Origin of the sequence: Bradyrhizobium guangxiense (genome assembly GCF_004114915.1) — a bacterium.
Taxonomy (GTDB): domain Bacteria; phylum Pseudomonadota; class Alphaproteobacteria; order Rhizobiales; family Xanthobacteraceae; genus Bradyrhizobium; species Bradyrhizobium guangxiense.
Genome location: NZ_CP022219.1, coordinates 1,305,819 through 1,331,303 on the forward strand (window position 1 = coordinate 1,305,819; position 25,485 = coordinate 1,331,303).

Below are 25,485 nucleotides of genomic sequence, written 5' to 3' on the forward strand. Positions count from 1 at the left end.
CGCACGATGAGCCAGGAGCCATTTGTTGCGCCATTACTTGCCGATGCGCCCTGGCTGACCGCAGGCGGGACCGCGCGCGTCCTGCATCTGCTCAACGCCGACGGTGAGGAGGCGCGGGTGGTCGGCGGCGCGGTGCGCAACGCGCTGCTCGGTCTTGTGCCCGGCGACATCGACATCGCGACCACGGCGCGGCCGGAGGAGGTGATGCGGCGCGCCAAGGCTGCCGGCATCAAGGGCGTGCCGACCGGCATCGATCACGGCACCGTCACGCTGGTCATCGACACCCATCCCTACGAAGTCACGACGCTGCGCGAGGACACCGAAACCTTCGGCCGCAAGGCCAAGGTCGCGTTCGGCCGCGACTGGGTGAAGGACGCCGAGCGTCGCGACTTCACCATGAACGGCCTCTCGGTCGACGCGCGCGGTGTGGTCTACGACTATGTCGGCGGCATCGCGGACGCCAAGGCGCGCCGGGTGCGCTTCATCGGCGATCCCGATCAGCGCATCGCCGAGGATTATCTGCGCATCCTGCGCTTCTTCCGCATCCACGCCGCTTTCGGCGCCGGCCAGCCCGACCGCGACGGCTATCTCGCCTGCATCCGCGGCCGCGCCGGCCTTGCCAGCCTCTCGGCCGAGCGGGTGCGGATGGAGATGCTGAAGCTGCTGGTGACATCGGGCGCCTCCGCGGCCGCGCTCGCCATGGCCGAGGGCGGATTGCTGCAGGCGCTGACCGGCGGCGTCGTCTATACCGGACCGCTGGCGACGATGATCGCGATCGAGCGCGAGCTCGGCCTGCCCGCGCAAGCGACGCGGCGCCTCGCCGCGCTGACCGTCGCCGTGACCGAGGATGCCAAGCGCGTCGCCGCGCGCCTGCGGCTGTCCAATGCCGAGGCCAAGGCGCTGGATTCGATGGGCCACCGCTGGTGGCGCCTCGCCACCAAGGACGAAGCCAATGCACGGCGGTTGCTCTACCGGCTCCGGGCCGAGCGCTATCACGATCGCGTGTTGCTGGGCTGGGCGAGGAATGGCGGCGATGTCACCTCGATGCACTGGCGCGCGCTCGCCGAGCTGCCGCAGCGCTGGACTGCGCCGAAATTTCCGCTCAAGGCCGCCGATTTCATCGCACGCGGCATGGGGGAGGGACCCGCGCTCGGACACGTGTTGACGCTCGCCGAGGATGCTTGGCTTGCCGCGGATTTTCCACTGGAGCAAGCCGCACTCGCTGCCATCGCCGATCAAGCTGCGGCTCGAATCAGCCGCGATGAGAGACCGTGACCATCGTCTCAGGCTGCGCCGACATCTCGATTTTCCAGCTGCTGCTGGTCGCGTTGATGGCGTTGTTTGCCAACTTGGCGAAACCGGCGCGCCGGTATCCGACTGCAAATCCGATCATGTATCGCTGTGGTTCGTTCCCATTCGATATTGCGTCGGTGAGCAGCCGAACTGATCGCGGAAGCGGCGATTGAAGTAAGTCACTTCATTGAAGCCGCAGGCAAAGGCGATGTCACTCACCTTCGTGTCGTCGTAGCGAACGTCCGACAGCATGGCCCGCGCCTTCTGCAAGCGCAGTTCGAGTACGCGCTCGGAGAATGTCGCGCCGCTTTCGAGCAGCAAATCGCTCACGTAGCGACGCGATAGCTTAAGAGCATCCGCGATGGTCGTGATCGACAGAGACGGCTCGGTGAACCGCTTCTCGATAGTCGCAATCAGTTCGCGCTGCCGCGCGGCGCGCAAGCCGCGTTCCGCTGCGATCTCCGCGACTTCGCCGCGCGCGCCGAGCGCCAACACGATCAAGTCTCCGAGCATGGCCGTGGCGCGCCGCGTCAACTCCGGGTCCTCGTAGACTTCATCGGCTTCAAGGAGAAAATTGATGGTGCGCTCGAGATGCCGTACCGCCGGGTTGGCCGGGTCGAGCAACATGGCCGCGCGATGATCAGCATGCGGAACAAGTTTCAGAATTTGCGCACGAGGTATGGAAGCCAGATTCCACGCTGTGAGGCCGTCCGTAAAGCTCGAGACCGGTTGGGCGATGTTGAAGGCGACGGCGCTTCCCGGTTTCAGCTCAAACCCCTGGTTTCCCACCGTCCATAGTTGCGGCTGGGAGCTGCGATAAAAGCCGACGAGAATATCGTCGCGATCATTGGCCACGTGCTTGCGCGTGCGCACGTAGTGTCCCGTCGTCGTGGCAAACCGGCCGACGCTCAATTCGCCAAGAAGGACATTCTTCGACGCGGTGTAGAATGGCTTGTCCTCGGCGTGCTTCATCTCCGCCTTGCCGAGTTGTTCCATCCATATGTCGTGCCACAGGCGGAATCGGGCCTTGTCATTCAAGTGGGATGGAAGCTGGTCCGATGAGAATTCTACCTTCGGCATATCCGTCCATGATTTTCGCGCGCCGGTTCCATTGGTATCATGAGGTCGCGTAAAAGGCATCCATCCACGTGTCCACCGATGTGATGCAAAAGCGGACCGCCGTGCATTCCAGGTCAAGTTCAGTGCCGGATAGATCAAGCCTTCGGCTGCCGACCGTTGCGCTGAAATCACATTCGCCAGCGATCCCGGCGCCGTACCGTTTCGATCAAGCCCAGCACCTTCGCGGACAAGACGACCCAAGCGCGGCTCGGTAGTCTTTCCGAACGACGGACCTGCTGGGAATTTCTAAACATGAGAAGATTGATCGCGGCCGCTGTTGTCGCTTCAGGCATGATGCTGTCGTCGGCATCGGCTGCTGACCTGCCGGTGAAGGCAAAGCCGGTCCCACTCTATAGCTGGACCGGATGGTACGGTGGCGTGAACGCCGGCTACGGTTGGCAAGACAGGAGCGCGGCCTACAGCGGCGATTACTTTGCCGATCCGGTGACGGGTCTCGGCGGCGGCGCAGGCACTGTGTTCAGCGATGAGTTGGTGACGAGTTCGCTGCAAGCGAGTGAAGACGCGACCGTGAACCACCCCGCCTACCGGCAATCCCTTCGCGCGTCCGGCTTCAACGGTGGCGGACAAATTGGTTACAATTGGCAGATCGAGCGCAAATGGGTCGCCGGTTTCGAGGCTGACCTGCAATACGCCAACATCAAGGGCGATACCTTGTTCAAGGCGCCCGATGAGGGCGGCGTCACCCTCTCCGCCGCCTCTTCCCACCAACTCGACTGGTACGGCACCCTGCGCGGCCGGATCGGCTACTTGTTGAGCGAGCACCTCCTCGCTTTCGGCACAGGCGGCCTCGCCTATGGTGGAACGAAGGCACAGGCTGCCATCTCGATCATTGGTCCGCTGGGCTGGAGCGTCGACGGCGGATTCGTCACAAGGATCATCTGTCCTGGTTTCACGACCTGCCTCGCGGGATCATCGTCACAGACGTCAGTCGGCTGGACAGCCGGTGGCGGCCTCGAATACGCGCTGCTCCCGAACGTCACGATCAAGGCCGAATACCTGCACATCGACCTCGGCCACCAGAACGTGAAGCTGACGGTGCAGAGCCCGGCGACCGGCAACGGCTTCGTCAATGTCAAATTCAGCAACGCTTACGATATCGTACGTATGGGGATGAACTTCCGATTTTGACGCATTCGGGGTGACTGAAAGCTGCGCTCCCTCCGGCGGCCGCCTGCTTGAAACAATTTGAAGTCGGATACGTGTGGACGCTCGCCGGGGATGCTTGGCTTGCCGCGGATTCTCCGCTAGAGCAGGCCGCACTTGCTGCCATCGCCGATCAAGCTGCGGCTCGAATCAGCCGCGATGAGAGACCGTGACCATCGTCTCAGGCTTCGCCGACATCTCGATTTTCCAGCTGCTGCTGGTAGCAACGATGGCGTTGTTTGCTTCGATCATCGGTGGTCTCGCCGGCTACGGCACCGGCGCCCTGATGCCGCTGGTGCTGGTGCCGCTGGTCGGTGCCGAGCCGGTGGTGCCGATCATCGCGATCTCCGCCATCTTCACCAATTGCAGCCGCGCGATTGCCTATCTGCGCTACGCCGACCGCCGCCGCGCGCTGATCGTGCTCGCCTGCGCCGCGCTGACGACCGCGCTCGGCGCCTACGGCTACACGCGGCTCACCAATGCAGGCGCCGCGCTCGTGATCGGCACCATGCTGATCCTGAGCGTGCCCTTGCGTCGCGTGCTCCGCCGCCGACAGGTCAAGATCGGCGACAGCGGCCTTGCCGCCGGCTCGGTCGGCTATGGCGTGCTGGTCGGCGGCACCTCGGGCTCCGGCGTGATCCTGCTCTCGCTCTTGATGGCCGCCCGCCTCGAAGGCGCCGCCGTGATCGCGACCGACGCGATGATCTCGCTCGGCACCGGTCTCATCAAGATCTCGGTGTTCGGCCTCGCCGGCGCCGTCACCGCGCAGGTGCTCGCCTTCGCGCTCCTGATCGGCGCCCTCGCGATCCCCGGCGCGTTCCTGGCAAAGGCCTTCGTCGAACGGATGCCGCTGCACATCCACACCGCGATCCTCGATGTCGCGGTGATCACCGCGGGCTGGTGATGATCTCGGCGGCGGCGAGGCAGCTCGTGGCGTCGATGGCCTGAACCCGATCCGGCATTCGCGTCTTTGCGCGATCCGGGTCGTTCTCATGACATCGGCTGCCGAGGGCCCGTTGCGGAAGTCGCCAGTTCGGGCAATCCTCCGCACCTAAAGCGCGATGAGATTTAGATCAATCGTCATCGCGCCTTCGGCTGTTGGTGGGTGACTATGGCGTTGCTGGTAGCGCCTTCAACCCGCGACGTCGGTGCCAGGCTATCAAGCATGCGAACGCTGCGATAAGTCCCGGAAGACCTGCACCGGCGATGGGGCCTGGTACCGAGCCATAGAAGGTGATCCCGCTCGAGGTTTCGCGCGTGCCGCCAGCTCCATCCGGGACGAGCAAAGGCAACACCAAATCCAGTTCAAACCAGCCGCCGACGGTGGTCGGCTGAAAGCGCACGAAGTTGCTGTTCCAGCAGAAGGGACCAAGACAACCCTGTCCAGAACCAATTTGGGTGCCAGGAGGAGGCAGAAGACCGGCAAACGATGATTGCCCAATCGGCGTGTCGCGGAATACAAACGTCCCAACCGGGTTGTGCGTCGGGAAGAATGTTCCGTCGCCGATTGCCGATAATGAGAATTCGGGACCTATGGCTATCGGTACAGGATTAGCTCTTACATCCCCCGAGCTGATGAATGCACCTGCAGCCAGCATTATCGTCCAGAGCAGTACCCTCTTCATTTAAAACCTCTAATTCAATCCTTTGTTCCTCTAATGGAACTCATGGAACCAGATCGTTTGTGACGAGTCAACGCACCGGACATGGGCAGGTATGGTGAGCTCCGTGGCCCGGCACCTCTATTCGCAGCTTCGCCAAAGCACGGGTTCTAAAGAAACCAGGTGCTCAAGCCCTCTTCTGGCTCATGGCCGGCGCTCGCTCAGTGCGCCGCGCGCTCCGCCGCCGAAAGGTCAAGATCGGCAACAGCGGCCTTACCACCGCCTCGGTCGGCCATGGCGTGCTGCTCGGCGGCACCTTGGGCTCCGGCGTGATCCCGCTCTCGCTGTTGATAGCCGCGGGCCGGGCGCCACCGTGATTGCGACAGGCGCGGAAAATCGGTATGTCGACACGATGCGGCTGGCGTGCGACGGACCGCCCATCTGCTGGCAGTTGACATCAATCGGCCGATCGTATGCCTCGGGGGTCGCTATTTCGGTTCGAGGCCACGTAGTCGATCTCGCTCCACGTGATCCCAATATCCATCAATTCCCGATCGCTGAGTTTGCAAAGGTCGCGCCGCAGCCGCTCCCATTTCCGCCACTCCTGCAAAGCAATCCAAAAATTCTTGAAACGGCTGACATTGCACCGCTGCCATACAGCCGTCTGGACCAACTCCGTTCTCTGATAAATCGTGCTCATTGCAGCATCTCCGGGTGCCTTGTTTCCACCTGGACAAGCTGCCAAGATCTGGTCCAGCACGCTTGACGTGCCGCTTACATTTTCCTTACGGCGGGCTTATTCTTTAAATTTCAAGGGTTGCCGGACCTGGCCCGGGAACGCCTAAAGGGATTTCGCGTCTTGCGCTATCTCTTCGAACAGTACCAAATGGATTGCGGCCGCCGCGAGCTATCGCGCGACACAAGCGTCGTGGCCTTGGCGCCACAGACCTTCGATCTGCTCGACTATCTCATCCGCAACAGGGAGCGTGTCGTCGGCAAAGACGAGCTCATCACAGCCATTTGGAACGGGCGGTGTGTGTCCGATGCCGCACTGACGACCCGGCTAAATGCCGCTCGATCCGCAATTGGCGATTCCGGGGAGGAGCAGCGCCTGATCAAGACGCTGCCGAAGAAAGGCTATCGCTTCATCGGTACGGTGCAGGAAGTACGCGGCGGTCCCACCATGGCAGTAGCCGACACCCAAAGGGAGACGGCTAAGCCTGACCTCTTGCTTCCGGACAAGCCGTCGCTCGCTGTTCTTCCGTTCACAAACCTGAGCTCCGATCCAGAACAGGAGTATTTCGCCGATGGTATGGTGGAGGACATCGTCACCGGCCTTTCACGGTCCAAATCGCTGTTCGTCATCGCGCGACAATCCACTTCCATCTACAAGGGCAAGGCTATCGACATCAGGCAGGTCGGGCGCGAGCTAGGCGTTCGGTACGTGCTCGAAGGCAGTGTGCGTAAATCCGGCGACCGGGTTCGTATTTCCGGGCAGTTGATCGAGGCCACAACGGGTGCTCATCTTTGGGCGGACCGCTTCGACAGCCAGCTTAACGACATCTTCGATCTACAGGACCAGGTGACGAGTAGCGTGATTGGCGCACTCTTTCCTCAATTGGAGCGAGCTGAGATAGAGCGCGCAAAGCGCAAGCCGACTGAAAATCTTCAGGCGTACGACTACTATCTCCGTGCACTTTCGAGCTTCTACCAATTCACGCGCGAACAGAATGTTGAGGCACTCAAGCTGACCAAGCTTGCCGTCGAGATCGATCCCGGATTGGCCGCAGCATACGCGCTTGGTGCCTATTGCTACCTGCAACGAAAGATCTTCGGCTGGACGATCGACGCGAATCAGGAGCTGAACGACACCCGCCGGTTAGCAAGGCGCGCAATTGAGCTCGACAAGGATGATCCAACTGTACTCGTGAGGGCTGGGCAGGCAATCGCCGCCGTACTCTACGAGATGGACGATGGCGTGGCCCTCGTCGTCAGGGCGCATGAGATTGACCCAAATCTCGCCGTCGCACGATATACTATCGGCTGGGAACACATTCGTCGCGGCAACATAGATGCAGCGCTCAAGCAGTTCCATGCCGGCGGGCGCTTAAGTCCCATGGACCCGTTTCTTTTTCTGATGCAGACCGGGATCGCGTTTGCTCATTTCCTGACAGATCGTTACGAGGACGGCTCATCATGGGCCAAGTTAGCTGTGCTGGACCGGCCCAATTATCTAAACGCGCAATTCATTCTGGCTGCATGCCACGCAATGTCTGGAAGAATCGAGGAAGCCCGGCTGATCAGTGCACGCCTCATGGAAGCGAAGCCGGCTCTGTGTGTCTCCACACTCGTTCCCAAGCTCGCCAGATTTTATAGGCCGGAGCACCTCGAAAAGATAACACGAGCTTGCCGCATCATGGGTCTACCACCGTAATTGGTATAGCTGGTCGGCGAAGCTGATCTCATTTCCACCGTGAATCGCGCGGCACACATATCTGTTCTTTGCTCGTCGGCGAAGCTTCGGCTCGTCCCGTCGAGGGCGGCTCCACTGGTTCAGCGGACGTGAATTCCTCGCGTTGAGCTTTCCTCAATCTGGCCCTTTCGCGACATTCGCCGATGAGCCCGTTATCAGGATGCGGTCTGAGACCTGCTCACTCCTCGTCGTCGTCTTCCTCGTCTTCGTCCTCATCGTCCTCTTCCACCTGCACCAGCACGGCCAGCGGCAGCGTCTCGCGGAACAGGTCGCCTTCCATGCCCATCCAGAGGCAGAGCACCTCGTCCTGCTTCACTTCCGCGACCGTCAGCGGCTGGCCGCCGGATTTCAACATCACGACATCGCCGGCTTTCAAGTCCATGGATTGTCCTTTCGCGTGATCGATCCGGACGCGAACCTAGCAAGCGGTCATGACAGGTCGATCACGCCAGCCGGCCATGTCAGGAAATTTCGACGGCGGAGTGACGCAGCGCAGGGCCACGGCATCTGTTCAGATCAGGGCGATCGATGCGTCTTCCGCAATCGCCAAGCGGTCATGATGAAGCTAGCGGTTCGTCAGCAGCAGAAGATGCGGCAGGGCCTCGGTGTCCACGGTCGCGCCCAGGCGCGCGTAGAACTGCATCGCCGACGCATTGTGCTTCCAGACATCCCAGCCGAGCTTCGTGACGCCCTGGTTGGAGGCCCATTCCCTGGCCTTCGTCATCAGTGCTGTGCCGATGCCCTTCCTGCGCGCGTCGGCATGCACCGCGATGTCACTGATGTACATGCCCGCCTGGGCGCTATAGAGCTCGTGGGTCAGGATCCAGGCGATCAGGCCGACAACGCGATTGTCCAGCAGCGCGACAAAGAGGTGCACAGGCGCATGCTCGCAGATATAGAAGGCGAGATAGCGCTCGAGCGTCAGAGGCGGTGGCGGCTCTTCGATATGGGCCGCCAACGCTTCCGCAAGACCGCGAACGACAGCGTAATCGCTCGCCTCGGCTCTGCGTATGCTCAATTCTCCACCCACGATGCCACGCCCTCCCTTGGGTCGAAACTGCCCGCAGGGTGATCTACGTGCAGGCACGGCCGGTCGTTACACCGGCAGACTCAGGGATTCGGATCGCTGACAGGGCGGGGCCGTCGCGTGCAGCTCACACCGCCCTCTGCCAAGCGACGATGAGTGGTCCAGCTGGACTGTGCGCCACGCAGGTACTTGGGAACCATCCGTCGCGAGTGACGTTGGGGCTGGTTCGGCGTGAACAGGGCGTCCGCCTGCGTCTCTTTCGAACGGTTGGCTCGCATGGGGCCGTCCCCTCCGCCCGAGAGTTAAATCATGTCGAATGTCGAAGAGTTCCCTGCCTCCGCTCGCCGCCGGCCAACGGAGTTCGAAGCGCTGGTCACGGCCGGGCAAGCCGCGCTCGATGCCATTCCGGGGGCGGTCTGCCTCTGTGACGCCGAAGGATTGATCGTCGCCTACAACACGGAGGCCGTCGAATTGTGGGGGCGGGCGCCCGAACTTGCCAGCGCGCGTTTCTGCGGTTCGCATCAACTCTACTCTCTTGATGGAGCTCCGCTCGTCCAAAACGACTGTCCCATCTCTGTCGCCGTCCGGGAAGGCACGCCGACACGCAACGCCGAGGTCCTTATGGCGCGGCCGGATGGTTCGCGCTTCACGGCGTTGGTCAACATCCGCGCCTTGCGCGACCACTCCGGTTTCATCCAGGGCGCCATCAATTGCTTCCACGACATTACCGGACGGAAGCGTATCGAAGAGGAAGTCCGTCAGAAGACTCAGGATCTGTCGGACTTCTTCGACAATGGTGCGGTGGGGCTTCATATCGTCAGCGGCGAAGGGATTATCCTGCGCGCCAATAAGGCTGAATTGGATATGCTCGGGTACAAGCCCGAGGAATATGTCGGCCGCCACATCGCGGAATTTCATGTGGACGCACCCGTGATCGGCGAAATCCTTCAGCGCCTTTCATGCGGCATGCCCTTGCATCGCTACCCTGCGCGGTTGCGGGCGCGGGACGGCTCTCTGAAGCACGTGCTGATCACGTCCAACAGCCGCTTCGTGGACGGCAAGTTCGTCAATACGCGGTGTTTCACCCTCGACGTTACGGAATTGCATGATGCCGAACAGGCAAGGCAAGCGAGCGAAACCCGGCTGGCCGCGACCTATGAGGCCGCCAGCGTCGGCATCTCGGAAGCGGACGACACCGGTCGTCTCTTGCGGGTCAATAATGCTCTCTGCCGCATCACCGGGCGCTCGCGCGCCGAATTGCTCGGAATGACTTTCTTGGACTACACCGATCCGCAAGACCGTATGGAGGACGCAGAACTCTACGCGCGACAAGTGCGTGGCGATGTCGAGAATTATACGATCCGCAAACGTGCAATACGGCCCGATGGGTCTGTGCGCCATCTCGACATCTTCAGCTCGTCGGTGCGCGATTCAGAAGGCCGCTTTCTGTACGGCGTGCGCGTCGCCCAGGATGTCACTGCCACCAAACAGCTCGAGGATCGTCTGCGCGAACGCGAACAGCGAATGCGCGATCTCCTCGAGGCCTTGCCGGCGGCGATCTACACGACGGATGCCGAGGGCCGTATCGATTTTTACAACCGCGCCGCCGTTGAGATGGCCGGCAGAACGCCACAGCCGGGTGATGAATGGTGCGTGACCTGGAAACTCTATCGGCCGGATGGTTCGCCCCTCCCGCATAACGAATGCCCTATGGCTGTCGCGCTCCGCGAAGACCGCCCGGTCCGCGGCGCCGAGGCGGTCGCCGAGCGCCCAGATGGCCGGCGCGTGCCGTTCATTCCATATCCGACGCCGCTCCACGACGCGACGGGCAAGTTGGTGGGCGCCATCAACATGCTCGTGGACATCAGCGAACGGAAGAGTGCCGAGAATGCGCAAAAGGTCCTCATCGACGAGCTGAACCACCGCGTGAAGAACACCTTGGCGACGGTGCAGTCGCTCGCGAACCAGACCGCTCGCCATGCCGCCGGGCTGGAGGAGTTTCTACCGACATTCATGGGACGTTTGTTGGCGCTTGCCCGCGCGCACGACCTGCTGACGAAGCGAAACTGGCAGGATGCCCCTTTGGAAAAGCTGGTCGAAGATATCGTTGCTCCCGTCTCCGGCGGACGGGTAGTGACCGGCGGGCCACACGTCGATCTGGACGCGCGCACGGCGCTAAGCATTACTATGGTGCTCAACGAATTGCTGACCAACGCCGCGAAATATGGAGCGCTGTCCGTGCCGGGCGGATCGGTGTCGCTCACCTGGCGGATAGCCGGTGGCGAGCTGGCGCAAAGCATGCTCGAGTGCGAATGGCGAGAGCGGGGTGGGCCGCCGGTCACGCCGCCCAAGCGGCGAGGATTTGGTACGCGATTGATGGAGCGGTGTGTCGAGCATGATTTGGCCGGGGAGTTCGATCTGGTGTTCGAGCCTGAAGGCACTCGCTGCCGCATGACGTTTCCTGTTTTGATTGGAGCGTCCAATGGCTGAGGCGTCGGGCACCAGGGTTCTCCTCGTCGAGGATGAAGGGCTGGTGGCCCTCATGATCGAGGATATGCTCGACGAGTTGGGATTCGAGGTCGTCGCCTCGGCTGCTCACGTGAAAAAGGCCTGTGAGCTTGCTTCAGCGGCGTCTTTCGATCTGGGACTTCTCGATGTGAACCTGGCCGGAGAGTTCGTCTTCCCGGTTGCTCGCATCTTGCGCGCTCGAAAGATTCCCTTCTTGTTCAGCACGGGCTACGGCGGACCTCCACTTGAGGAAGAGTTCAGGAATGCACCCTCGATCGGCAAGCCATTCACCGCCGATCAATTGAGCGAGAAACTGCGGACGCTGCTGCCGTCCCTAGGTGTCTGACCGTCTCGATCGACGCTTTCGCACACCTGCCATCGCAAGTTTCGACGATGGCATCTTACCCCTGATTTGCCCGACGGATCAAAGGCGTTTCGTGAAATCCGCAAGTCTTTGATTTTGCAGCGGCCGTCTACTGTGCATGGGGTTGTTTTCCGATATTTTTGTTCGGCGCCCCGTCAGGACCGGGCCGGCACCAGCTCGGTCAGCGAGCGGATGATGCGGTCGGGCTTGACGGTCGAGCCTTCAGGCAGGCCGTCGCCATGCACGTCGATCCAGATCGAATAGATGCCGAGGCGTTGCGGCGTCACCACTTCCCATTCCAGATTGTCGCCGATCATCCAGGTGTCCTTCGCGGTGACGCCCAGCGCCTCCATCGCGTGCAGATAGGCGCGCTCCTCGGGCTTGCCGAAGCCGTGCTCGCCCTCGATCTGGATGTGGTCGAAGCGGTGGGTCAGCTCGAAGCGCTCGACCTTGGCGCGCTGCATCTCGGCGGCGCCGTTGGTGACCAGCGCGAGCTTGACGCCGCGTGCCCTGAACGCGTCGATCGCGTCATGCGCGCCGGGAAAGACGAAGATCGCTTCCTCGCGGTAGGTGGTGAAGCGGTCGGCGATGCGATCGGCGAGATCGTCGGGCAGGGCGCGGTGGCCCTCGGCGGCGAGCGCGGCGAAGCCGCCGCGCACGGTGAGCCGCCGCGCCTCGCCGAGCTTCATCCGCCAGATCGGCTCCGCGGTCGACCAGAACTGCCGCGCATAGGCGAGCACCGCGGTTGCGACTTGCGGCGGTGGCAGCGGCGCAAGCTCCTCGGCAAACTCGGCAGCGATCGTGTTCCAGGCGATCTCGGGCCGGCCATAGGCCGACAGGATGGTGTCGTCCATGTCGATCAGCATGGCGCGGGGGAGGGGCTTCGAAGCGGACTTCATCGTCGTCACGGCCATTTCACTTCGGGCGGCATCGACGACAGGATCGAGTCGACATTGCCGCCGGTCTTGAGCCCGAAGATGGTGCCGCGATCATAAAGCAGGTTGAATTCGACATAGCGGCCGCGCCGGATCAATTGCTCCTCGCGGTCGGCGGCGGTCCAGGTGCTGGCGAAATTGCGCCTGACGATCTCTGGGTAGATCTTCAGGAAGGCATGGCCGACGTCCTTGGTGAAGGCGAGGTCGGCCTCCCAGTCGCCGCTGTCGTGCCAGTCGTAGAAGATACCCCCGATGCCGCGCGCTTCTTTCCGGTGCGGCAGATAGAAATACTCGTCGCACCACTTTTTGTACTTGTCGTAGTCGGCAACGCCGTTCGGACCGGTGCAGGCCTCCTTCATCGCGGCGTGGAAGGCGATGCTGTCGGCATCCTCCTGCGTGCGCCGGCGGTCGAGCACCGGCGTGAGGTCGGCGCCGCCGCCGAACCAGGCTTTCGTGGTGACGACGAAGCGCGTGTTCATGTGCACGGCGGGCACGTTCGGATTGCGCATATGCGCGATCAGCGAGATGCCCGAGGCCCAGAATTTGGGATCCTCCGCGGCGCCGGGGATCTGGGTCCGAAACTCGGGGGCGAACTCGCCATGCACCGTCGAGCAGTGCACGCCGACCTTCTCGAACAGACGGCCGTGCATCATCGACATCACCCCGCCGCCGCCGGCCGCGCCGGTATGGTCGGTGCGCTGCCAGGGCGTGCGCTTGAAGCGGCCGGCCTCGCCCGGATAGAGACTTTGCGGCGCGTCGTCCTCGAGCCGCTCGAAGCTCGCGCAGATCTCGTCGCGCAAGGCTTCGAACCAGGCGCGGGCGCGGGACTTGCGGTCTTCGATCGTCGTAACGTCCATGTTCATTCCCGGTCGCGCCCTATCTGATGCCGAGCGATTTGTGCGTCTGCACGCTCAGCCGCCATTGCGGGTGGTGCAGGCAATAGTCGATCGCGCGCGCGGTGTTCTCGACGACCTCGGGACCGTCCATGGGCTGCAGCGAGAAGCGCTCGAAGGCGAGGTGCTCGAACGTCTCGGGCGCGGCGAGGGCCTGCGGGTAGACCAGCTTCAGCTCGTGGCCCTGGCGCAGCACCAGCTCGCTGCCGCCCTTGGGGCTGACGCAGATCCAGTCGAGGCCGTCAGGCGCGGCCATGGTGCCGTTGGTCTCGACGCCGATCTCGAAGCCGCGCTGGTGCAGCGCCTCGATCAGGGCGGTGTCGACCTGGAGCAGCGGCTCGCCGCCGGGGAGCACCACGTAGCGATTGGCTTCGGTGGCACGCCATTGCGCGGCGATGGTGTCGGCGAGCTCCGCGGCCGAGCCGTAGCGGCCGCCGAGCGTGCCGTCGGTTCCGACGAAATCCGTGTCGCAGAACTTGCAAGTGGCCTCGAGGCGGTCCGCCTCGCGTCCGCTCCAGAGGTTGCAGCCGGCAAAGCGGCAGAACACGGAGGCGCGCCCGGCATGGGCGCCTTCGCCTTGCAGGGTCAGGAAGATTTCCTTGACCGCGTAACTCAATCGTCTCTCCTCAACCTGTTCAAACGTGCGGGCTCCGGATCTGTCGCAGCGCCTCGCCTGCGGCCATCGCCGCCGTCATGGCGACATTGAGCGACCGCAGCCCCGCCCTGATCGGGATCACCAGCCGCGCATCCGCAGCCTCGACCACCGCGTCGGTGACGCCGGCGCTCTCGCGCCCGAATAGCAGGATGTCCGACGTCTGGTAACGGAAATCGCGATAGTCGGTGGCGCCCTTGGTGGTGAACAGCAGCAGGCGATAGCCATGCGCGGCGCGCCAGTCCTCGAATCTCAGCCAGGAGTCGTGCCTGAGGATGCTGACATGGTCGAGGTAATCCATTCCCGCCCGGCGGAACGCGCGGTCGGAGACCGGGAACCCGGCCGGTTCGATGATATGGGCGGCCAGTCCGAGGCAGGCGCACAGCCTGAGAATCGTGCCGGTGTTCTGCGGGATGTCGGGCTGGAAAAGTGCTATCTGCATCGAGGGCGGCGGGGTTGGTTGCGGGCGGAAATGTCTCAATAAAACATCGCCTGCCCGGGAATTCGTGCATGGCACGCTCCTGCGCCGATAGCGGGCTTGCGCTCGCCCGGCAAGGGTGCCAATAGAACGATTCTGGACTGCTGTTTCGCCCGTTTAGAGGTGAACATGCGAAGTTCTGCCGCCGCGGGGGGCCGCGGGCGCCGGCAGCCTTTCCGGGGACCTCATGGGCGCCCCCTGGAGCGGTTCCACCGGTTGCACAAGAAGAAAGGGTTGGAATCGTGACGACAGCGTCTTCGGCGGACCATCCGACACGCCGTGATTTCTTATTCGTTGCAACGGGGGCAGCTGCAGCAGTAGGGGGCGCGGCCGCGCTCTGGCCCTTCATCTCTCAAATGAATCCTGACGCCTCGACCATCGCCGCCGGTGCGCCGATCGAGGTCGATCTCAGCCCGGTCGCCGAAGGCCAGGACATCAAGGTGTTCTGGCGTGGAAAGCCGATCTACATCAGCCACCGCACCAAGAAGCAGATCGACGAGGCGCGCGCCGTCAACGTGGCGAGCCTGCCCGATCCGCAGACCGACGAAGCCCGGGTCAAGTCCGGCCACGAGCAATGGCTGGTCGTGATCGGCATCTGCACCCATCTCGGCTGCATCCCGATCGCTCATGAAGGCAACTACGACGGGTTTTTCTGTCCCTGCCATGGTTCGCAGTACGATTCGTCCGGCCGCATCCGCCAGGGGCCCGCGCCCGCGAACCTGCCGGTGCCGCCGTACCAGTTCGTTTCCGACACCAAAATCCAGATCGGCTGAGCTTCGGACCTTCATCAGAAGCTTCGCGCCGTCTCGTCGTACTATTTCCTCAGGATCGCATCATGAGCGGACCATCCGACTACCAGCCGAGCAATCCGGCCCTGCAATGGATCGAGCGGCGCCTGCCGATCCTCGGCCTCATGCACTCTTCCTTCGTCGTCTATCCCACCCCGCGTAACCTGAACTATTGGTGGACCTTCGGCGCCATCCTCTCCTTCATGCTGGGGATGCAGATCCTGACCGGCGTGATCCTGGCGATGCATTATACCCCGCATGCCGATCTCGCTTTCAAGTCGGTCGAGCTGATCGTCCGTGACGTGAACTACGGCTGGCTGTTGCGCAACATGCACGCCTGCGGCGCGTCGATGTTCTTCTTCGCGGTCTACGTTCACATGCTGCGCGGTCTCTATTACGGCTCCTACAAGGAGCCGCGCGAGGTGCTGTGGATCCTCGGCGTCATCATCTACCTCCTGATGATGGCGACCGGCTTCATGGGCTACGTGCTGCCGTGGGGCCAGATGAGCTTCTGGGGCGCCACGGTCATCACCAATCTGTTCTCCGCCATCCCCTATTTCGGCGAGAGCATCGTGACGCTGCTCTGGGGCGGCTATTCGGTCGGCAATCCGACGCTGAACCGCTTCTTCTCGCTGCATTATCTGCTGCCGTTCCTGATCGCGGGCGTCGTCGTGCTCCACGTCTGGGCGCTGCACGTTGCCGGCCAGAACAATCCTGACGGCGTCGAGCCGAAGACGGAAAAGGACACGGTGCCGTTCACGCCGCACGCGACCATCAAGGACATGTTCGGCGTCGCCTGCTTCATGCTGCTCTACGCCTGGTTCATCTTCTACATGCCGAACTATCTCGGCGACGCCGACAACTACATTCCGGCGAACCCGGGCGTGACGCCGCCGCACATCGTGCCGGAATGGTATTACCTGCCGTTCTACGCGATCCTGCGCTCGATCCCGAACAAGCTTGCGGGCGTCATCGCGATGTTCGGCGCGATCATCATCCTGTGCTTCCTGCCCTGGCTGGACGCAGCGAAGACGAGGTCGTCGAAGTATCGTCCGCTTGCCAAGCAGTTCTTCTGGATCTTCGTCGTGGTCTGCATCCTGCTCGGCTATCTCGGCGCGCAGCCGCCGGAGGGCATCTACGTCGTTGCCGGCCGGGTCCTGACGGTCTGCTACTTCGCCTACTTCCTGATTGTGCTGCCGCTGCTCTCGCGCATCGAGAAGCCGCGGCCGGTGCCGAACTCGATCTCGGATGCGGTCCTGGCCAAGACCGGCAGCAGGTCGACGCCGATGGTCTCGACCGCGATCGTGCTGGCGCTCGCCGGCTCGTTGTTCGCGGGCTCGGTCGACAGCGCCAAGGCGTCTGAAGGCAGCGACCAGCCACCCGGCAACAAATGGTCGTTCTCGGGCCCTTTCGGTAAGTTCGACCGCGGCGCGCTGCAACGCGGACTGAAGGTCTACAAAGAGGTCTGCGCCAGCTGCCACGGCCTGTCCTACGTCGCCTTCCGCAATCTCTCGGAGCCCGGCGGCCCCGGCTATTCGGTGGCGCAGGCGGCTGCCTTCGCTTCCGAGTACAAGGTCAAGGACGGTCCGAACGATGCGGGCGACATGTTCGAGCGCGCGGGGCGCCCAGCGGATTATTTCCCCTCGCCGTTCCCGAACGAGCAGGCCGCTCGTGCGGCGAACGGCGGCGCGGCGCCGCCCGACCTGTCCCTGATCACCAAGGCGCGTTCCTACAAGCGCGGCTTCCCGTGGTTCATCTTCGACTTCTTCAGCCAGTACCAGGAGCAGGGCCCGGACTACGTCTCGGCAGTGCTGCAGGGCTTTGAGGACAAGGTCCCGGAAGGCGTCACCATTCCGGAGGGCTCGTACTACAACAAGTACTTCCCCGGCCACGCCATCAAGATGCCGAAGCCGCTCAGCGACGGCCAGGTGACCTACGACGATGGCTCGCCGACCACGGTCGCGCAGTACGCCAAGGACGTCACCACCTTCCTGATGTGGACCGCCGAGCCGCACATGGAAGCGCGCAAGCGCCTCGGCTTCCAGGTCTTCGTGTTTCTGATCCTCTTCGCGGGCCTGATGTACTTCACCAAGAAGAAGGTCTGGGCCAGCTCGCACTGAGCAGCGCAAGACGAGAATGAAGAAGCCCCCGCAAGGGGGCTTTTTTGTTGGACCTAACTCTCCGTCATTCCGGGTTCGCACTCCGTGCGCCCCGGAATGACGAGAGTGTGGATTGCGCCTCTCGCTCTCACCCGCCAAAATGTCCCCCAACCGCTCCCCAGAAACTCACCGGAGGACACCATGGGAACCGCCATCACCTTCAAGCGCCCGGACGGCAAGGACGCCTCGGGCTATCTCGCCAATGCCGCACGCGGCAACGCGCCGGGCGTGGTCGTGATTCAGGAATGGTGGGGCCTGTCGGACCAGATTAAGGGCCTGTGCGACCGCTTTGCGCTGGCCGGCTTCGATGCGCTGGCGCCCGATCTCTACAAGGGCAAGGTGGTGCCGTATCACGACACGGACAGCGCCAACAAGGAGATGAATTCGCTCGACTTCATGGACGCCACCACGCAGACCGTGCGCGGCGCCGCGCAATATCTGTCGCGCAACGGTGCCAAGGTCGGGCTGACAGGCTTCTGCCTCGGCGGCGCCGTCACTATCATCGGCGCGACCAAGATCCCGGAGCTCGCGGCCGGCGTGGTGTTCTACGGCATCCCGCCCGAGCAGGCGGCCAAGCCCGCCGACGTCAAGATCCCGCTGCAGGCCCATTTCGCCAACAAGGACGATTGGTGCACGCCGGAGTTGGTCAATGGCTTCGAGAAGGCCATGAAGGCGGCCGGCAAGTCGCTGGAGCTGTTCCGCTATGACGCCGAGCACGCCTTCGTCAACGAGCAGCGCCAGGCCGTGCACGACCGCGAGGCCGCCGAGCTCGCCTGGGGCCGGGCGACGGAGTTTTTCAGGAAGCATCTGGGGTAGTCGCGGCAGCCTGTAGCCCGGATGGAGCGAAGCGTAATCCGGGGCCGTCTCGTCTTGGCACGAATCCCGGATTGCGCTGCGCTCCATCCGGGCTACGCCACCGGTGCCACCCTTGACGCCGTCCCCGCGCCATGGTGAGTATCCGTTCATGAGCACCGCAGCCCGCCCAGCCCGTCGTTGGTGGCGCACCTCCTAAAGAGGTGGCCGGTGCGATTTTCCTTTCCCAAATCGTCTGAGGTCGCCAGCACAGCGCGGCGGCCTGATCGTGTGTCCTGTGTGGCGTTCCCTCGGCAAGTTTCGTAAGAGGACGACATGAACAGGACAGTCTTTGCCCTCCCGGCCAGAAGCGACTATTCGACCCGCGCGGGTCTTGCGATCACGCGCGTGGCCGAGCAGTTTACCGGCGGCGCAAGCCGGCTCGACGACCTAATCAACCTGCTCGATCGCCGCCGCGGCGTGGTGCTGTCCTCCGGAACGACCGTGCCCGGCCGCTATGAGAGTTTTGACCTCGGCTTCTCCGATCCGCCGCTCAAACTCGAGACCACGGGCGTCAATTTCAGGCTGGAAGCTTTGAACGCGCGCGGAGAGGTGCTGATCGCCTTCCTCAGCGACGTGCTGCGCGAGCCCTGCGTCGTGATCTCCGAGAAGACCGCAACGCGCCTTGCCGGCCACATCATCCGAGGCGATGCGCCGGTCGAGGAGGACCAGCGCCCCCGCCGCGCCAGCGTGATGTCGCTGGTGCGCGACATCATCGCCGCCTTCTCCGCCAACGATGACGGGTTGCTCGGCCTGTTCGGCGCCTTCGCCTACGACCTCGTGTTCCAGATCGAGGATCTCGTGCAGAAGCGCCCGCGCGAGCAGGACCAGCGCGACATCGTGCTGTACGTGCCCGATCGCCTGCTGGCCTATGACCGCGCCACCGGCCGCGGTGTGGTGCTGTCCTACGACTTTGCCTGGAAGGGCAAATCGACCGAAGGCCTGCCACGCGAGACGGCCGAGAGCCCGTATCTGAAGACGCCGCGCCAGGGCTTTGCTGATCACGCGCCGGGCGAATATCAGGCCACGGTGGAGACAGCGCGCGCCGCCTTCGCCCGCGGTGATCTGTTCGAGGCGGTGCCCGGACAGCTGTTCGCCGAGCCCTGCGACCGATCGCCGGCCGAAGTCTTCCAGCGCCTCTGCGTGATCAACCCCTCGCCTTACGGCGCGCTGATGAATCTCGGGGAAGGCGAGTTTCTCGTCTCCGCTTCGCCGGAGATGTTCGTGCGCTCGGACGGCCGCCGCGTCGAGACCTGCCCGATCTCGGGCACGATCGCCCGCGGCACCGATGCGATCGGCGATGCCGAGCAGATCCGCCAGCTCCTGAACTCGGAGAAGGACGAGTTCGAGCTCAACATGTGCACCGATGTCGACCGCAACGACAAGGCGCGCGTCTGCGTGCCCGGCACCATCAAGGTGCTGGCGCGGCGCCAGATCGAGACCTACTCAAAACTGTTCCACACCGTCGACCACGTCGAGGGCATGCTGCGCCCCGGCTTCGACGCGCTCGATGCCTTCCTCACCCACGCCTGGGCCGTCACCGTCACGGGCGCGCCCAAGCTGTGGGCGATGCAGTTCGTCGAGGACCACGAGCGCTCGCCGCGGCGCTGGTATGCGGGGGCGATCGGCGCCGTGAATTTCGACGGCAGCATCAACACCGGTCTCACCATCCGCACCATCCGCATGAAGGATGGGCTCGCCGAGGTGCGCGTCGGCGCCACCTGCCTGTTCGATTCCGATCCTGCCGCGGAAGACCGCGAATGCCAGGTCAAGGCCGCCGCGCTGTTCCAGGCGCTGCGCGGCGATCCGCCGAAGCCGCTGTCGACTTTCGCACCGGATGCGACCGGCTCGGGCAAGCAGGTGCTGCTGATCGACCACGACGACAGCTTCGTACACATGCTCGCCGACTATTTCCGCCAGGTCGGCGCCAGCGTCACCGTGGTCCGCTATGTGCATGCGCTCGCCATGCTCAAGCAGAAGAGGTGGGACTTGCTGGTGCTGTCGCCGGGCCCCGGGCGGCCCGAGGATTTCGCGATCAAGACAACGATCGATGCGGCGTTGGAGAAGAAGCTCCCGGTGTTCGGCGTCTGCCTCGGCGTGCAGGCGATCGGCGAGTATTTCGGCGGCGAGCTCGGTCAGCTCACCCATCCCGCCCACGGCCGGCCCTCGCGGGTGCAGGTGCGCGGCGGCCGCCTGATGCGCAATCTGCCGAACGAGATCGTCATCGGGCGTTATCACTCGCTGTTCGTCGAGCGCGACAGCATGCCGGAGGTGCTCGATGTCACCGCCAGCACCGAGGACGGCGTCGCGATGGCGCTGGAGCACAAGACCCTGCCGGTCGCCGGCGTGCAATTCCATCCGGAATCCCTGATGTCGCTCGGCAACGAGGTCGGCTTGCGCATTGTTGAGAATGCGTTCCGGCTGGATGCCGGGGCGAATTGAGTACATGATTGCCCGTCATTCCGGGCTCGACTCTTCGAGCTGCCCCGGAATGACAACGAAACGAGATGACCAATGACCTTTGACCACGACATCAAGGCGAGCGTCCGCACCATCCCGGACTATCCCAAGCCGGGCATCATGTTCCGCGACATCACCACCTTGCTCGCGGATGCGCGGGCGTTCCGCCGCGCGGTCGACGAGCTCGTCAATCCCTGGGCCGGCAACAAGATCGACAAGGTGGCCGGCATGGAGGCGAGGGGCTTCATCATCGGCGGCGCGGTGGCGCACCAGCTCTCCGCCGGCTTCGTGCCGATCCGGAAAAAAGGCAAGCTGCCGCACACCACCGTGCGGATCGCTTACTCGCTCGAATACGGCATCGACGAGATGGAGATGCATGTTGACGCGATCCAACCCGGCGAGCGCGTCATCCTGGTCGACGACCTCATCGCCACCGGTGGCACCGCGGAAGGTGCGGTGAAGCTGTTGCGCCAGATCGGCGCGAACGTGGTCGCCGCCTGCTTCATCATCGATCTGCCCGAGCTCGGCGGCGCCGCCAAGCTGCGCGCCATGGACGTGCCGGTGCGCACGCTGATGACGTTCGAGGGGCACTAAGAGGCTTAGATCCCCTCGGCCTTCAGCTCGTCCCGCCAATGCAGCAGGCGCTCCTTCAGGAGCGCGCTTCTGACGTAGTCGCTCTCCTCGTCCTCCAGACGCTCGCATTCGCCAAAGCTCAGGCCGGCCTCGCCATGCGCGGTCCAAGCGGCCTGGAGGCTGCGGCAGGGGTGGCTACCCTGGCGCAGCGAGAACCAGATGCGGTTCCGGATGGTCTCCAGGTTGGGCGCTTGGCCGACCCAGGCCTGTCCCGACGCCGCGCAGCGCACGACATAGATGCCGGCGATGGTGTTGCGCTCCTTGTAGGCGGCAATCGCTGCTTTCCGGTCGATGGTCACGGGACGGCCTTGCTGGGTGAGGATGCTGATCATGCTTTAGCGGCCGGTCCACCGCGCGTCAATATTACCCGGATAAAAAATCAGGACCGTTGCAAGATCAGGCTGAGCTCGAGCTCGCGGAAGGCGAGGTAATTGCGCCGGGTCCATTGATGCAGCTCGGTGGAGGAGTCCTTCTCCTGGCGCAGGTAGCCGGTGAAGGAGAAGTTCAGCCGGTCGATATAGGTCTTAAGGAAACCGGGCAGCGCGGGCAGGCGGAACAGCCGGCCGCCGGCCATCGCGACCGGCAGCTCGCCGCGCACGACATATTCGTTGTCCACCGTGATCAGGTTCATGCGGGGGATCTGGGCGCGCAGCATCTCGTGGGCGCGGGCCGAGACGCGGTCGGTATCGGCGATGAACAGGATCTGCGGCGCGACATGGCGGCGTGCCGCCTCCTTTAACAGGCCGATCTCCTCGGTCATCTTGAAGAACTCGTCAAAGGCGTGGAAGCCGAGGTCGATCACCTTGGCAAGCCCGTCGTCGATGATGACACGGTCCATCAGCTGCATCTTGCCGTAGGTGTCGATCACGTCGGCGGTCTCGGTGATCGCAGGCAGATAGTCGAGCAGCGACGGCTCCTTCAGATTGACGTCGAAGGCCGCGACATTGCCGTTCTTGAGCAACAGGAATTCGCTCAAGAGCCGCGCCAGCAGGGTCTTGCCGACCTGCGGGCGGGGCGAGCAGATGATGTAGACGGGCGTTGCGGGCATCGACAGCTATATCAGTCGAACTTGGCGACCAATCCAGCCGTATCAGCCCGCACTTCGCAACTATTTTTCGCTGTTGCGGGTGACCGGCTTCGAGCCGACGATATCGGTGAGGCGGATGCGGTCGAACTCGCTCCAGACATTGGCCAGCCAGTGCCGGACATAGCCGCGCAGCACGAAGGAGTAGTTGGCGGCCTCGTCGTTGATGCCCTTGTTGGCAACGAATTTCAGGAACGGGACGGAGGAGACTTCGACCTGCTCATAGGCCATCTCGTTGAGCTTGGGGATGGTCAGCTCGGTGGCGTCCTTGATGCGGTGGAAATAGGAATTGTAGGTCGCCTGGTCCCATTGGAAGAACTGGGTGTCGTTAATGAAGTTCTTCACCAGGAAATATTTTGCGCCGGTCATGAAGCCCGCGGTCTCCGCGATCTCCTCCAGCGAGGCGATCGAGGGTCCGAGGATGTGGAACACCGCGAAGGTGATCTGGCCGGCCTTGGCGGCATCGAGGAAGCCGATATCGCGCAGCGAAGCGAGCGCCGGCGAGAGCAGGCCGGCGCGGACGTCGATGACGGTGACCGACGGACTGACCGCGTTGAGCGTGTCAAAAATCTTCATCTGATCGGCCGTCGTCGTCATGTCGACGATCTCGGTGATGTCGGGGTGGAAGCGCTTCAGGGTTCCGCGCGGCGACTCCGTGTCGAAGGCGCGCGTCGGCACGTTGTTGGCTGAGAAATAATCGAGCAGGGTGCGCGATACCGTGGTCTTGCCGACCCCGCCCTTGTCCGCGCCCACCACAACCACTGCCGGCTTTGCCATTGCTGTCCCCTAACGCGCGCCCCCGATCGCGAGGTCGCAATCGGCCGGGCCCCAAATCGATGTCCCAAAAGACGTCCCGAGTCTGCTGTTGGGCGCGAACATGGCAGAAACAAGGGAGAATTCAATTCCTCGGCATGTCGATACGGCAATTCCCGAAGTTTTTCCCAATCGCCGCGAAATCTGCCGCGCATGGCGGCACATCGCGTGCCTAGTGGCGGCCCCAGGGACCGATTGGATTACCCGCGGGGTTGCTGGTCGCGGTTCCGGAGGGGCCAGGCACGGGCGGCGGAGCGGCTGGGCCGTCGGCCTCGTTCCAGGGGCCATGGCGGAGCGGCGGTGGGGTGTCCTGCTGGTGGGCTGGCGCCTCGGGCTCGTCCGTTTCCACGGTCGGCGGCTGCGGGCCCGGATCGTGACCGCCGGCAAACTTGACCAGTGCATCGACCCGGGATTGCACCGAGGGGTGGGTTGCGAACAGATCGGCAAAGCCCTCGCGCGGATTGTCGACGCAGAGCTCCATCACAGCCGAGGTCGCACCGGGCAGCTCGCCGCGATTCTCGATCTTGCGCAGCGCCGAGATCATGGCATCGGGATCCTTCGTCAGCTCGACCGAGCCGGCGTCGGCGAGGTATTCGCGCGATCGCGACAAAGCGAGCTTGACCACCTGGGACAGCAGCCAGGCCACTACGATCAGCACGATCGCGATGATGATCACGATCACCGCGCCGCCGCCGGAATTCTTGCTGTCGCTCGACGACGAGGACGACCGCGACGACGAGGAGGAGCCCGAGGACCACGAGCCGCCGGAGCCGGAGCTCCAATTGAAATTCGTGAACAGGCGGAAGAACAATTCACCGAAGAAACCGACCACGCCCGCGATGATCACGGCGACCACCATCAGCTGCACGTCACCGTTCTTGATGTGGGTCAGCTCGTGGCCCAGCACCGCCTCGATTTCCTTGTCGTTCAGCGCCTCGAGCAGACCCGTGGTGACGGTGATGGAATATTGCCGGGGATTGAGGCCGGTCGCGAACGCGTTCAGCGCCGGGCTCTCCATGATCTTCAGCTTCGGCATGGTGATGCCGCGCGAGATGCAGAGGTTCTCGAGCAGATTATAGAGCCGCGGCTCCTCCTGCCGGGTGACGTCGTGGCCGCCGGTCACGGCATCGATCATGGACTGGTGGAAGAAATAGGCGATCACGATCCAGGCCGTCGCTGCGATCGTCGCGAAGGGCGCGGCCTTGAGCAGATCGGTGAAGGCCCGGCTCAGATAAAAGGCGACGGTGCCATCGCCGTTGATGACGACCTCGGCAACCAGCGCGCCTGCATAGACCAGCACGTAGACCAGGGCGAACAGGCCGCCGAGCAGCAGCATCGAACGAAACTTGTTCGAGGCGATGTGCGTGTAGAGACCATACGCGGCCATGGCGCGTCTTTGTCAAAGTCCGTCGTTCCGGGGCGCGCCGAAGGCGAGAACCCGGAACCTCGAGATTCCGGGTTCGATGCTACGCATCGCCCCGGAATGACGGAGAGAAATGATGGACATGCTCAAGCAATCAGAACTTCACCTGCGGCGCCGCCTCGACCTCGGTGCGGCTGGCGCCGAGATCGAAGAAGTCCTTCCTGGTGAAACCGAACATGCCGGCGAACAGCGCGGCGGGCATCTGCTGGATGCCGGTGTTGTATTCCTGGACCGCGTTGTTGAAGAAACGGCGGCTCGCCGCGATCTTGTTCTCGAGGTCGGAAAGCTCGGATGCGAGCTGCTGGAAATTGGCGTTGGCCTTGAGGTCCGGGTAGGCCTCCGACAGTGCGATCAGCCGGCCGAGCGCGCCCGACAGCTGGTTCTCGGCCGCGGACACCTGCGCCGGGCCTTGGGCTGACATCGCCGAATTGCGCGCCTTGATGACGTCGTCCAGCGTGCCGCGCTCATGCGAGGCGTAGCCCTTGACGGTCTCGACCAGGTTCGGGACCAGATCGTGGCGCTGCTTGAGCTGAACGTCGATATCGGCAAAGGCCTGGCCGACGCGCTGGCTCAGCGCCACCAGGCGGTTGTAGGCACTGAACGCCAGGAACACGAGAACGACGATGACGCCGAGAACGATCCAGCCGGTCGACATGGAGAACTCCTGAAGGGGAAAGAAGACGGGCTCTAGGGTAGACCAAATTGGCGCGAAGCGAGAGCCCGGCGCAGAGGGAAGGTAAGACTTGGTCGAATGGGGAGCCGCCCG

The 25,485-nt window shown here is 63.3% G+C and carries 26 protein-coding genes and 1 pseudogene; 12 read left to right on the plus strand and 15 right to left on the minus strand.

Going from position 1 to position 25,485, the window contains the following annotated elements; genetic code table 11:
• Positions 1 to 6 precede the first annotated feature (6 nt).
• On the plus strand, positions 7 to 1,275 hold the full coding sequence (locus tag X268_RS06140; protein WP_128924101.1) for a CCA tRNA nucleotidyltransferase: 1,269 nt from the start codon (positions 7 to 9) through the stop codon (positions 1,273 to 1,275).
• Here X268_RS06140 and X268_RS40835 read toward each other — a convergent pair.
• Together X268_RS40835 and X268_RS06150 are read right to left on the minus strand one after the other, a co-directional pair.
• Positions 1,253 to 1,393: a hypothetical protein gene (locus X268_RS40835; protein WP_208764426.1), complete on the minus strand. Its 141-nt coding sequence runs from the start codon at positions 1,391 to 1,393 to the stop codon at positions 1,253 to 1,255. The genes X268_RS06140 and X268_RS40835 overlap by 23 nt on opposite strands.
• Positions 1,390 to 2,289: a helix-turn-helix domain-containing protein gene (locus tag X268_RS06150; protein ID WP_164937564.1), complete on the minus strand. Its 900-nt coding sequence runs from the start codon at positions 2,287 to 2,289 to the stop codon at positions 1,390 to 1,392. Before X268_RS06150 ends, X268_RS40835 begins: the two co-directional genes overlap by 4 nt.
• Positions 2,290 to 2,673: 384 nt before the next feature.
• On the opposite strand from X268_RS06150, the gene X268_RS06155 reads away from it, so the two are divergent.
• Together X268_RS06155 and X268_RS06160 are read left to right on the plus strand one after the other, a co-directional pair.
• Positions 2,674 to 3,561: an outer membrane protein gene (locus X268_RS06155; protein ID WP_164937565.1), complete on the plus strand. Its 888-nt coding sequence runs from the start codon at positions 2,674 to 2,676 to the stop codon at positions 3,559 to 3,561.
• Positions 3,562 to 3,745: 184 nt separating this feature from the next.
• Positions 3,746 to 4,524 (plus strand): annotated as a pseudogene (locus X268_RS06160) (sulfite exporter TauE/SafE family protein).
• Positions 4,525 to 4,685: 161 nt separating this feature from the next.
• Here X268_RS06160 and X268_RS06165 read toward each other — a convergent pair.
• Positions 4,686 to 5,201: a hypothetical protein gene (locus tag X268_RS06165; RefSeq protein ID WP_128924104.1), complete on the minus strand. Its 516-nt coding sequence runs from the start codon at positions 5,199 to 5,201 to the stop codon at positions 4,686 to 4,688.
• A gap of 200 nt (positions 5,202 to 5,401) precedes the next feature.
• On the opposite strand from X268_RS06165, the gene X268_RS06170 reads away from it, so the two are divergent.
• The gene (locus X268_RS06170; protein WP_430648276.1) at positions 5,402 to 5,554 is read left to right on the plus strand and encodes a hypothetical protein; all 153 of its coding nucleotides are present in this window, start codon (positions 5,402 to 5,404) and stop codon (positions 5,552 to 5,554) included.
• 80 nt (positions 5,555 to 5,634) lie between these two features.
• Here the strand turns inward: X268_RS06170 and X268_RS06175 are convergent, their stop codons facing one another.
• Entirely contained in the window at positions 5,635 to 5,877 is a 243-nt protein-coding gene (locus tag X268_RS06175) for a DUF1127 domain-containing protein (protein ID WP_128929162.1), read from the minus strand.
• Between the two features lie 159 nt (positions 5,878 to 6,036).
• Here X268_RS06175 and X268_RS06180 point away from each other — a divergent pair, with 159 nt between their 5' ends.
• A complete protein-coding gene (locus X268_RS06180) occupies positions 6,037 to 7,611 on the plus strand; it encodes a winged helix-turn-helix domain-containing tetratricopeptide repeat protein (protein WP_128924105.1) in 1,575 nt (524 codons plus the stop codon).
• A 217-nt stretch (positions 7,612 to 7,828) separates the two neighbouring features.
• Here X268_RS06180 and X268_RS06185 read toward each other — a convergent pair whose 3' ends face one another.
• Together X268_RS06185 and X268_RS06190 are read right to left on the minus strand one after the other, a co-directional pair.
• Positions 7,829 to 8,032, minus strand: coding sequence for a DUF2158 domain-containing protein (locus X268_RS06185; RefSeq protein ID WP_128924106.1), 204 nt, complete (start codon positions 8,030 to 8,032; stop codon positions 7,829 to 7,831).
• 183 nt (positions 8,033 to 8,215) lie between these two features.
• A complete protein-coding gene (locus X268_RS06190) occupies positions 8,216 to 8,668 on the minus strand; it encodes a GNAT family N-acetyltransferase (protein ID WP_164937566.1) in 453 nt (150 codons plus the stop codon).
• Between the two features lie 318 nt (positions 8,669 to 8,986).
• Here X268_RS06190 and X268_RS06195 point away from each other — a divergent pair, with 318 nt between their 5' ends.
• Both X268_RS06195 and X268_RS06200 read left to right on the plus strand, forming a co-directional pair.
• Positions 8,987 to 11,167, plus strand: coding sequence for a PAS domain-containing sensor histidine kinase (locus X268_RS06195; protein WP_128924108.1), 2,181 nt, complete (start codon positions 8,987 to 8,989; stop codon positions 11,165 to 11,167).
• Entirely contained in the window at positions 11,160 to 11,531 is a 372-nt protein-coding gene (locus tag X268_RS06200) for a response regulator (protein WP_128924109.1), read from the plus strand. The genes X268_RS06195 and X268_RS06200 overlap by 8 nt, the downstream gene beginning before the upstream one ends.
• 173 nt (positions 11,532 to 11,704) lie before the next feature.
• Here X268_RS06200 and X268_RS06205 read toward each other — a convergent pair whose 3' ends face one another.
• Genes X268_RS06205 through X268_RS06220 form a run of 4 tightly spaced genes read right to left on the minus strand, consistent with a single transcriptional unit; the run spans position 11,705 to position 14,471 of the window.
• Positions 11,705 to 12,463 carry an HAD family hydrolase gene (locus X268_RS06205; protein WP_128924110.1) on the minus strand — a complete coding sequence of 253 codons (759 nt, stop codon included), beginning with the start codon at positions 12,461 to 12,463 and terminating at the stop codon, positions 11,705 to 11,707.
• Positions 12,454 to 13,341 carry an oxygen-dependent coproporphyrinogen oxidase gene (hemF, locus tag X268_RS06210; RefSeq protein WP_164937568.1) on the minus strand — a complete coding sequence of 296 codons (888 nt, stop codon included), beginning with the start codon at positions 13,339 to 13,341 and terminating at the stop codon, positions 12,454 to 12,456. The genes X268_RS06205 and hemF overlap by 10 nt, the downstream gene beginning before the upstream one ends.
• A 19-nt stretch (positions 13,342 to 13,360) precedes the next feature.
• Positions 13,361 to 13,993 carry a 7-carboxy-7-deazaguanine synthase gene (gene queE / locus X268_RS06215; protein WP_128924112.1) on the minus strand — a complete coding sequence of 211 codons (633 nt, stop codon included), beginning with the start codon at positions 13,991 to 13,993 and terminating at the stop codon, positions 13,361 to 13,363.
• 19 nt (positions 13,994 to 14,012) lie between these two features.
• Positions 14,013 to 14,471 carry a tRNA (cytidine(34)-2'-O)-methyltransferase gene (locus tag X268_RS06220; RefSeq protein ID WP_128924113.1) on the minus strand — a complete coding sequence of 153 codons (459 nt, stop codon included), beginning with the start codon at positions 14,469 to 14,471 and terminating at the stop codon, positions 14,013 to 14,015.
• 278 nt (positions 14,472 to 14,749) lie between these two features.
• Between X268_RS06220 and petA the strand changes: the two genes are divergently transcribed.
• From petA to X268_RS06245, 5 genes are all read left to right on the plus strand, one after another.
• On the plus strand, positions 14,750 to 15,280 hold the full coding sequence (gene petA, locus X268_RS06225; RefSeq protein ID WP_128924114.1) for a ubiquinol-cytochrome c reductase iron-sulfur subunit: 531 nt from the start codon (positions 14,750 to 14,752) through the stop codon (positions 15,278 to 15,280).
• A 62-nt stretch (positions 15,281 to 15,342) separates the two neighbouring features.
• Positions 15,343 to 17,415 (plus strand): cytochrome b/c1, encoded by a 2,073-nt coding sequence (fbcH, locus tag X268_RS06230; RefSeq protein ID WP_128924115.1) that lies wholly within the window; start codon positions 15,343 to 15,345, stop codon positions 17,413 to 17,415.
• 180 nt (positions 17,416 to 17,595) lie between these two features.
• Positions 17,596 to 18,270 (plus strand): dienelactone hydrolase family protein, encoded by a 675-nt coding sequence (locus tag X268_RS06235; RefSeq protein ID WP_128924116.1) that lies wholly within the window; start codon positions 17,596 to 17,598, stop codon positions 18,268 to 18,270.
• Between the two features lie 312 nt (positions 18,271 to 18,582).
• On the plus strand, positions 18,583 to 20,748 hold the full coding sequence (locus tag X268_RS06240) for an anthranilate synthase component I (protein ID WP_128924117.1): 2,166 nt from the start codon (positions 18,583 to 18,585) through the stop codon (positions 20,746 to 20,748).
• A 72-nt stretch (positions 20,749 to 20,820) separates the two neighbouring features.
• Positions 20,821 to 21,360 carry an adenine phosphoribosyltransferase gene (locus X268_RS06245; protein WP_018323310.1) on the plus strand — a complete coding sequence of 180 codons (540 nt, stop codon included), beginning with the start codon at positions 20,821 to 20,823 and terminating at the stop codon, positions 21,358 to 21,360.
• 5 nt (positions 21,361 to 21,365) lie between these two features.
• On the opposite strand, the gene X268_RS06250 is transcribed toward X268_RS06245, so the two are convergent.
• The 5 genes from X268_RS06250 to X268_RS06275 form a co-directional block, all read right to left on the minus strand.
• Positions 21,366 to 21,698: a GIY-YIG nuclease family protein gene (locus tag X268_RS06250; RefSeq protein WP_128929163.1), complete on the minus strand. Its 333-nt coding sequence runs from the start codon at positions 21,696 to 21,698 to the stop codon at positions 21,366 to 21,368.
• An 80-nt stretch (positions 21,699 to 21,778) separates the two neighbouring features.
• A complete protein-coding gene (locus X268_RS06255; protein WP_128924118.1) occupies positions 21,779 to 22,447 on the minus strand; it encodes a hypothetical protein in 669 nt (222 codons plus the stop codon).
• A 60-nt stretch (positions 22,448 to 22,507) separates the two neighbouring features.
• Positions 22,508 to 23,260: a P-loop NTPase family protein gene (locus X268_RS06260; protein ID WP_128924119.1), complete on the minus strand. Its 753-nt coding sequence runs from the start codon at positions 23,258 to 23,260 to the stop codon at positions 22,508 to 22,510.
• A gap of 208 nt (positions 23,261 to 23,468) precedes the next feature.
• Positions 23,469 to 24,683 carry a M48 family metallopeptidase gene (locus X268_RS06265; protein ID WP_128924120.1) on the minus strand — a complete coding sequence of 405 codons (1,215 nt, stop codon included), beginning with the start codon at positions 24,681 to 24,683 and terminating at the stop codon, positions 23,469 to 23,471.
• A 130-nt stretch (positions 24,684 to 24,813) separates the two neighbouring features.
• On the minus strand, positions 24,814 to 25,374 hold the full coding sequence (locus tag X268_RS06275; RefSeq protein ID WP_128924122.1) for a LemA family protein: 561 nt from the start codon (positions 25,372 to 25,374) through the stop codon (positions 24,814 to 24,816).
• Positions 25,375 to 25,485 lie beyond the last annotated feature (111 nt).

Excerpts from the sequence above, each read along its gene's own strand:
- X268_RS06220 (WP_128924113.1), bottom strand. The coding sequence starts at position 14,471 with ATGCAGATAGCACTTTTCCAGCCCGACATCCCGCAGAACACCGGCACG.
- X268_RS06200 (WP_128924109.1), top strand. The coding sequence starts at position 11,160 with ATGGCTGAGGCGTCGGGCACCAGGGTTCTCCTCGTCGAGGATGAAGGG.
- X268_RS06165 (WP_128924104.1), bottom strand. The coding sequence starts at position 5,201 with ATGAAGAGGGTACTGCTCTGGACGATAATGCTGGCTGCAGGTGCATTC.
- X268_RS06150 (WP_164937564.1), bottom strand. The coding sequence starts at position 2,289 with ATGGAACAACTCGGCAAGGCGGAGATGAAGCACGCCGAGGACAAGCCA.
- X268_RS40835 (WP_208764426.1), bottom strand. The coding sequence starts at position 1,393 with ATGATCGGATTTGCAGTCGGATACCGGCGCGCCGGTTTCGCCAAGTTG.
- X268_RS06240 (WP_128924117.1), top strand. The coding sequence starts at position 18,583 with ATGAACAGGACAGTCTTTGCCCTCCCGGCCAGAAGCGACTATTCGACC.
- hemF (WP_164937568.1), bottom strand. The coding sequence starts at position 13,341 with ATGGACGTTACGACGATCGAAGACCGCAAGTCCCGCGCCCGCGCCTGG.
- X268_RS06140 (WP_128924101.1), top strand. The coding sequence starts at position 7 with ATGAGCCAGGAGCCATTTGTTGCGCCATTACTTGCCGATGCGCCCTGG.
- X268_RS06185 (WP_128924106.1), bottom strand. The coding sequence starts at position 8,032 with ATGGACTTGAAAGCCGGCGATGTCGTGATGTTGAAATCCGGCGGCCAG.
- X268_RS06260 (WP_128924119.1), bottom strand. The coding sequence starts at position 23,260 with ATGGCAAAGCCGGCAGTGGTTGTGGTGGGCGCGGACAAGGGCGGGGTC.
- X268_RS06265 (WP_128924120.1), bottom strand. The coding sequence starts at position 24,683 with ATGGCCGCGTATGGTCTCTACACGCACATCGCCTCGAACAAGTTTCGT.
- X268_RS06255 (WP_128924118.1), bottom strand. The coding sequence starts at position 22,447 with ATGCCCGCAACGCCCGTCTACATCATCTGCTCGCCCCGCCCGCAGGTC.
- X268_RS06275 (WP_128924122.1), bottom strand. The coding sequence starts at position 25,374 with ATGTCGACCGGCTGGATCGTTCTCGGCGTCATCGTCGTTCTCGTGTTC.
- X268_RS06195 (WP_128924108.1), top strand. The coding sequence starts at position 8,987 with ATGTCGAATGTCGAAGAGTTCCCTGCCTCCGCTCGCCGCCGGCCAACG.
- X268_RS06205 (WP_128924110.1), bottom strand. The coding sequence starts at position 12,463 with ATGGCCGTGACGACGATGAAGTCCGCTTCGAAGCCCCTCCCCCGCGCC.
- X268_RS06235 (WP_128924116.1), top strand. The coding sequence starts at position 17,596 with ATGGGAACCGCCATCACCTTCAAGCGCCCGGACGGCAAGGACGCCTCG.
- fbcH (WP_128924115.1), top strand. The coding sequence starts at position 15,343 with ATGAGCGGACCATCCGACTACCAGCCGAGCAATCCGGCCCTGCAATGG.
- X268_RS06175 (WP_128929162.1), bottom strand. The coding sequence starts at position 5,877 with ATGAGCACGATTTATCAGAGAACGGAGTTGGTCCAGACGGCTGTATGG.
- X268_RS06245 (WP_018323310.1), top strand. The coding sequence starts at position 20,821 with ATGACCTTTGACCACGACATCAAGGCGAGCGTCCGCACCATCCCGGAC.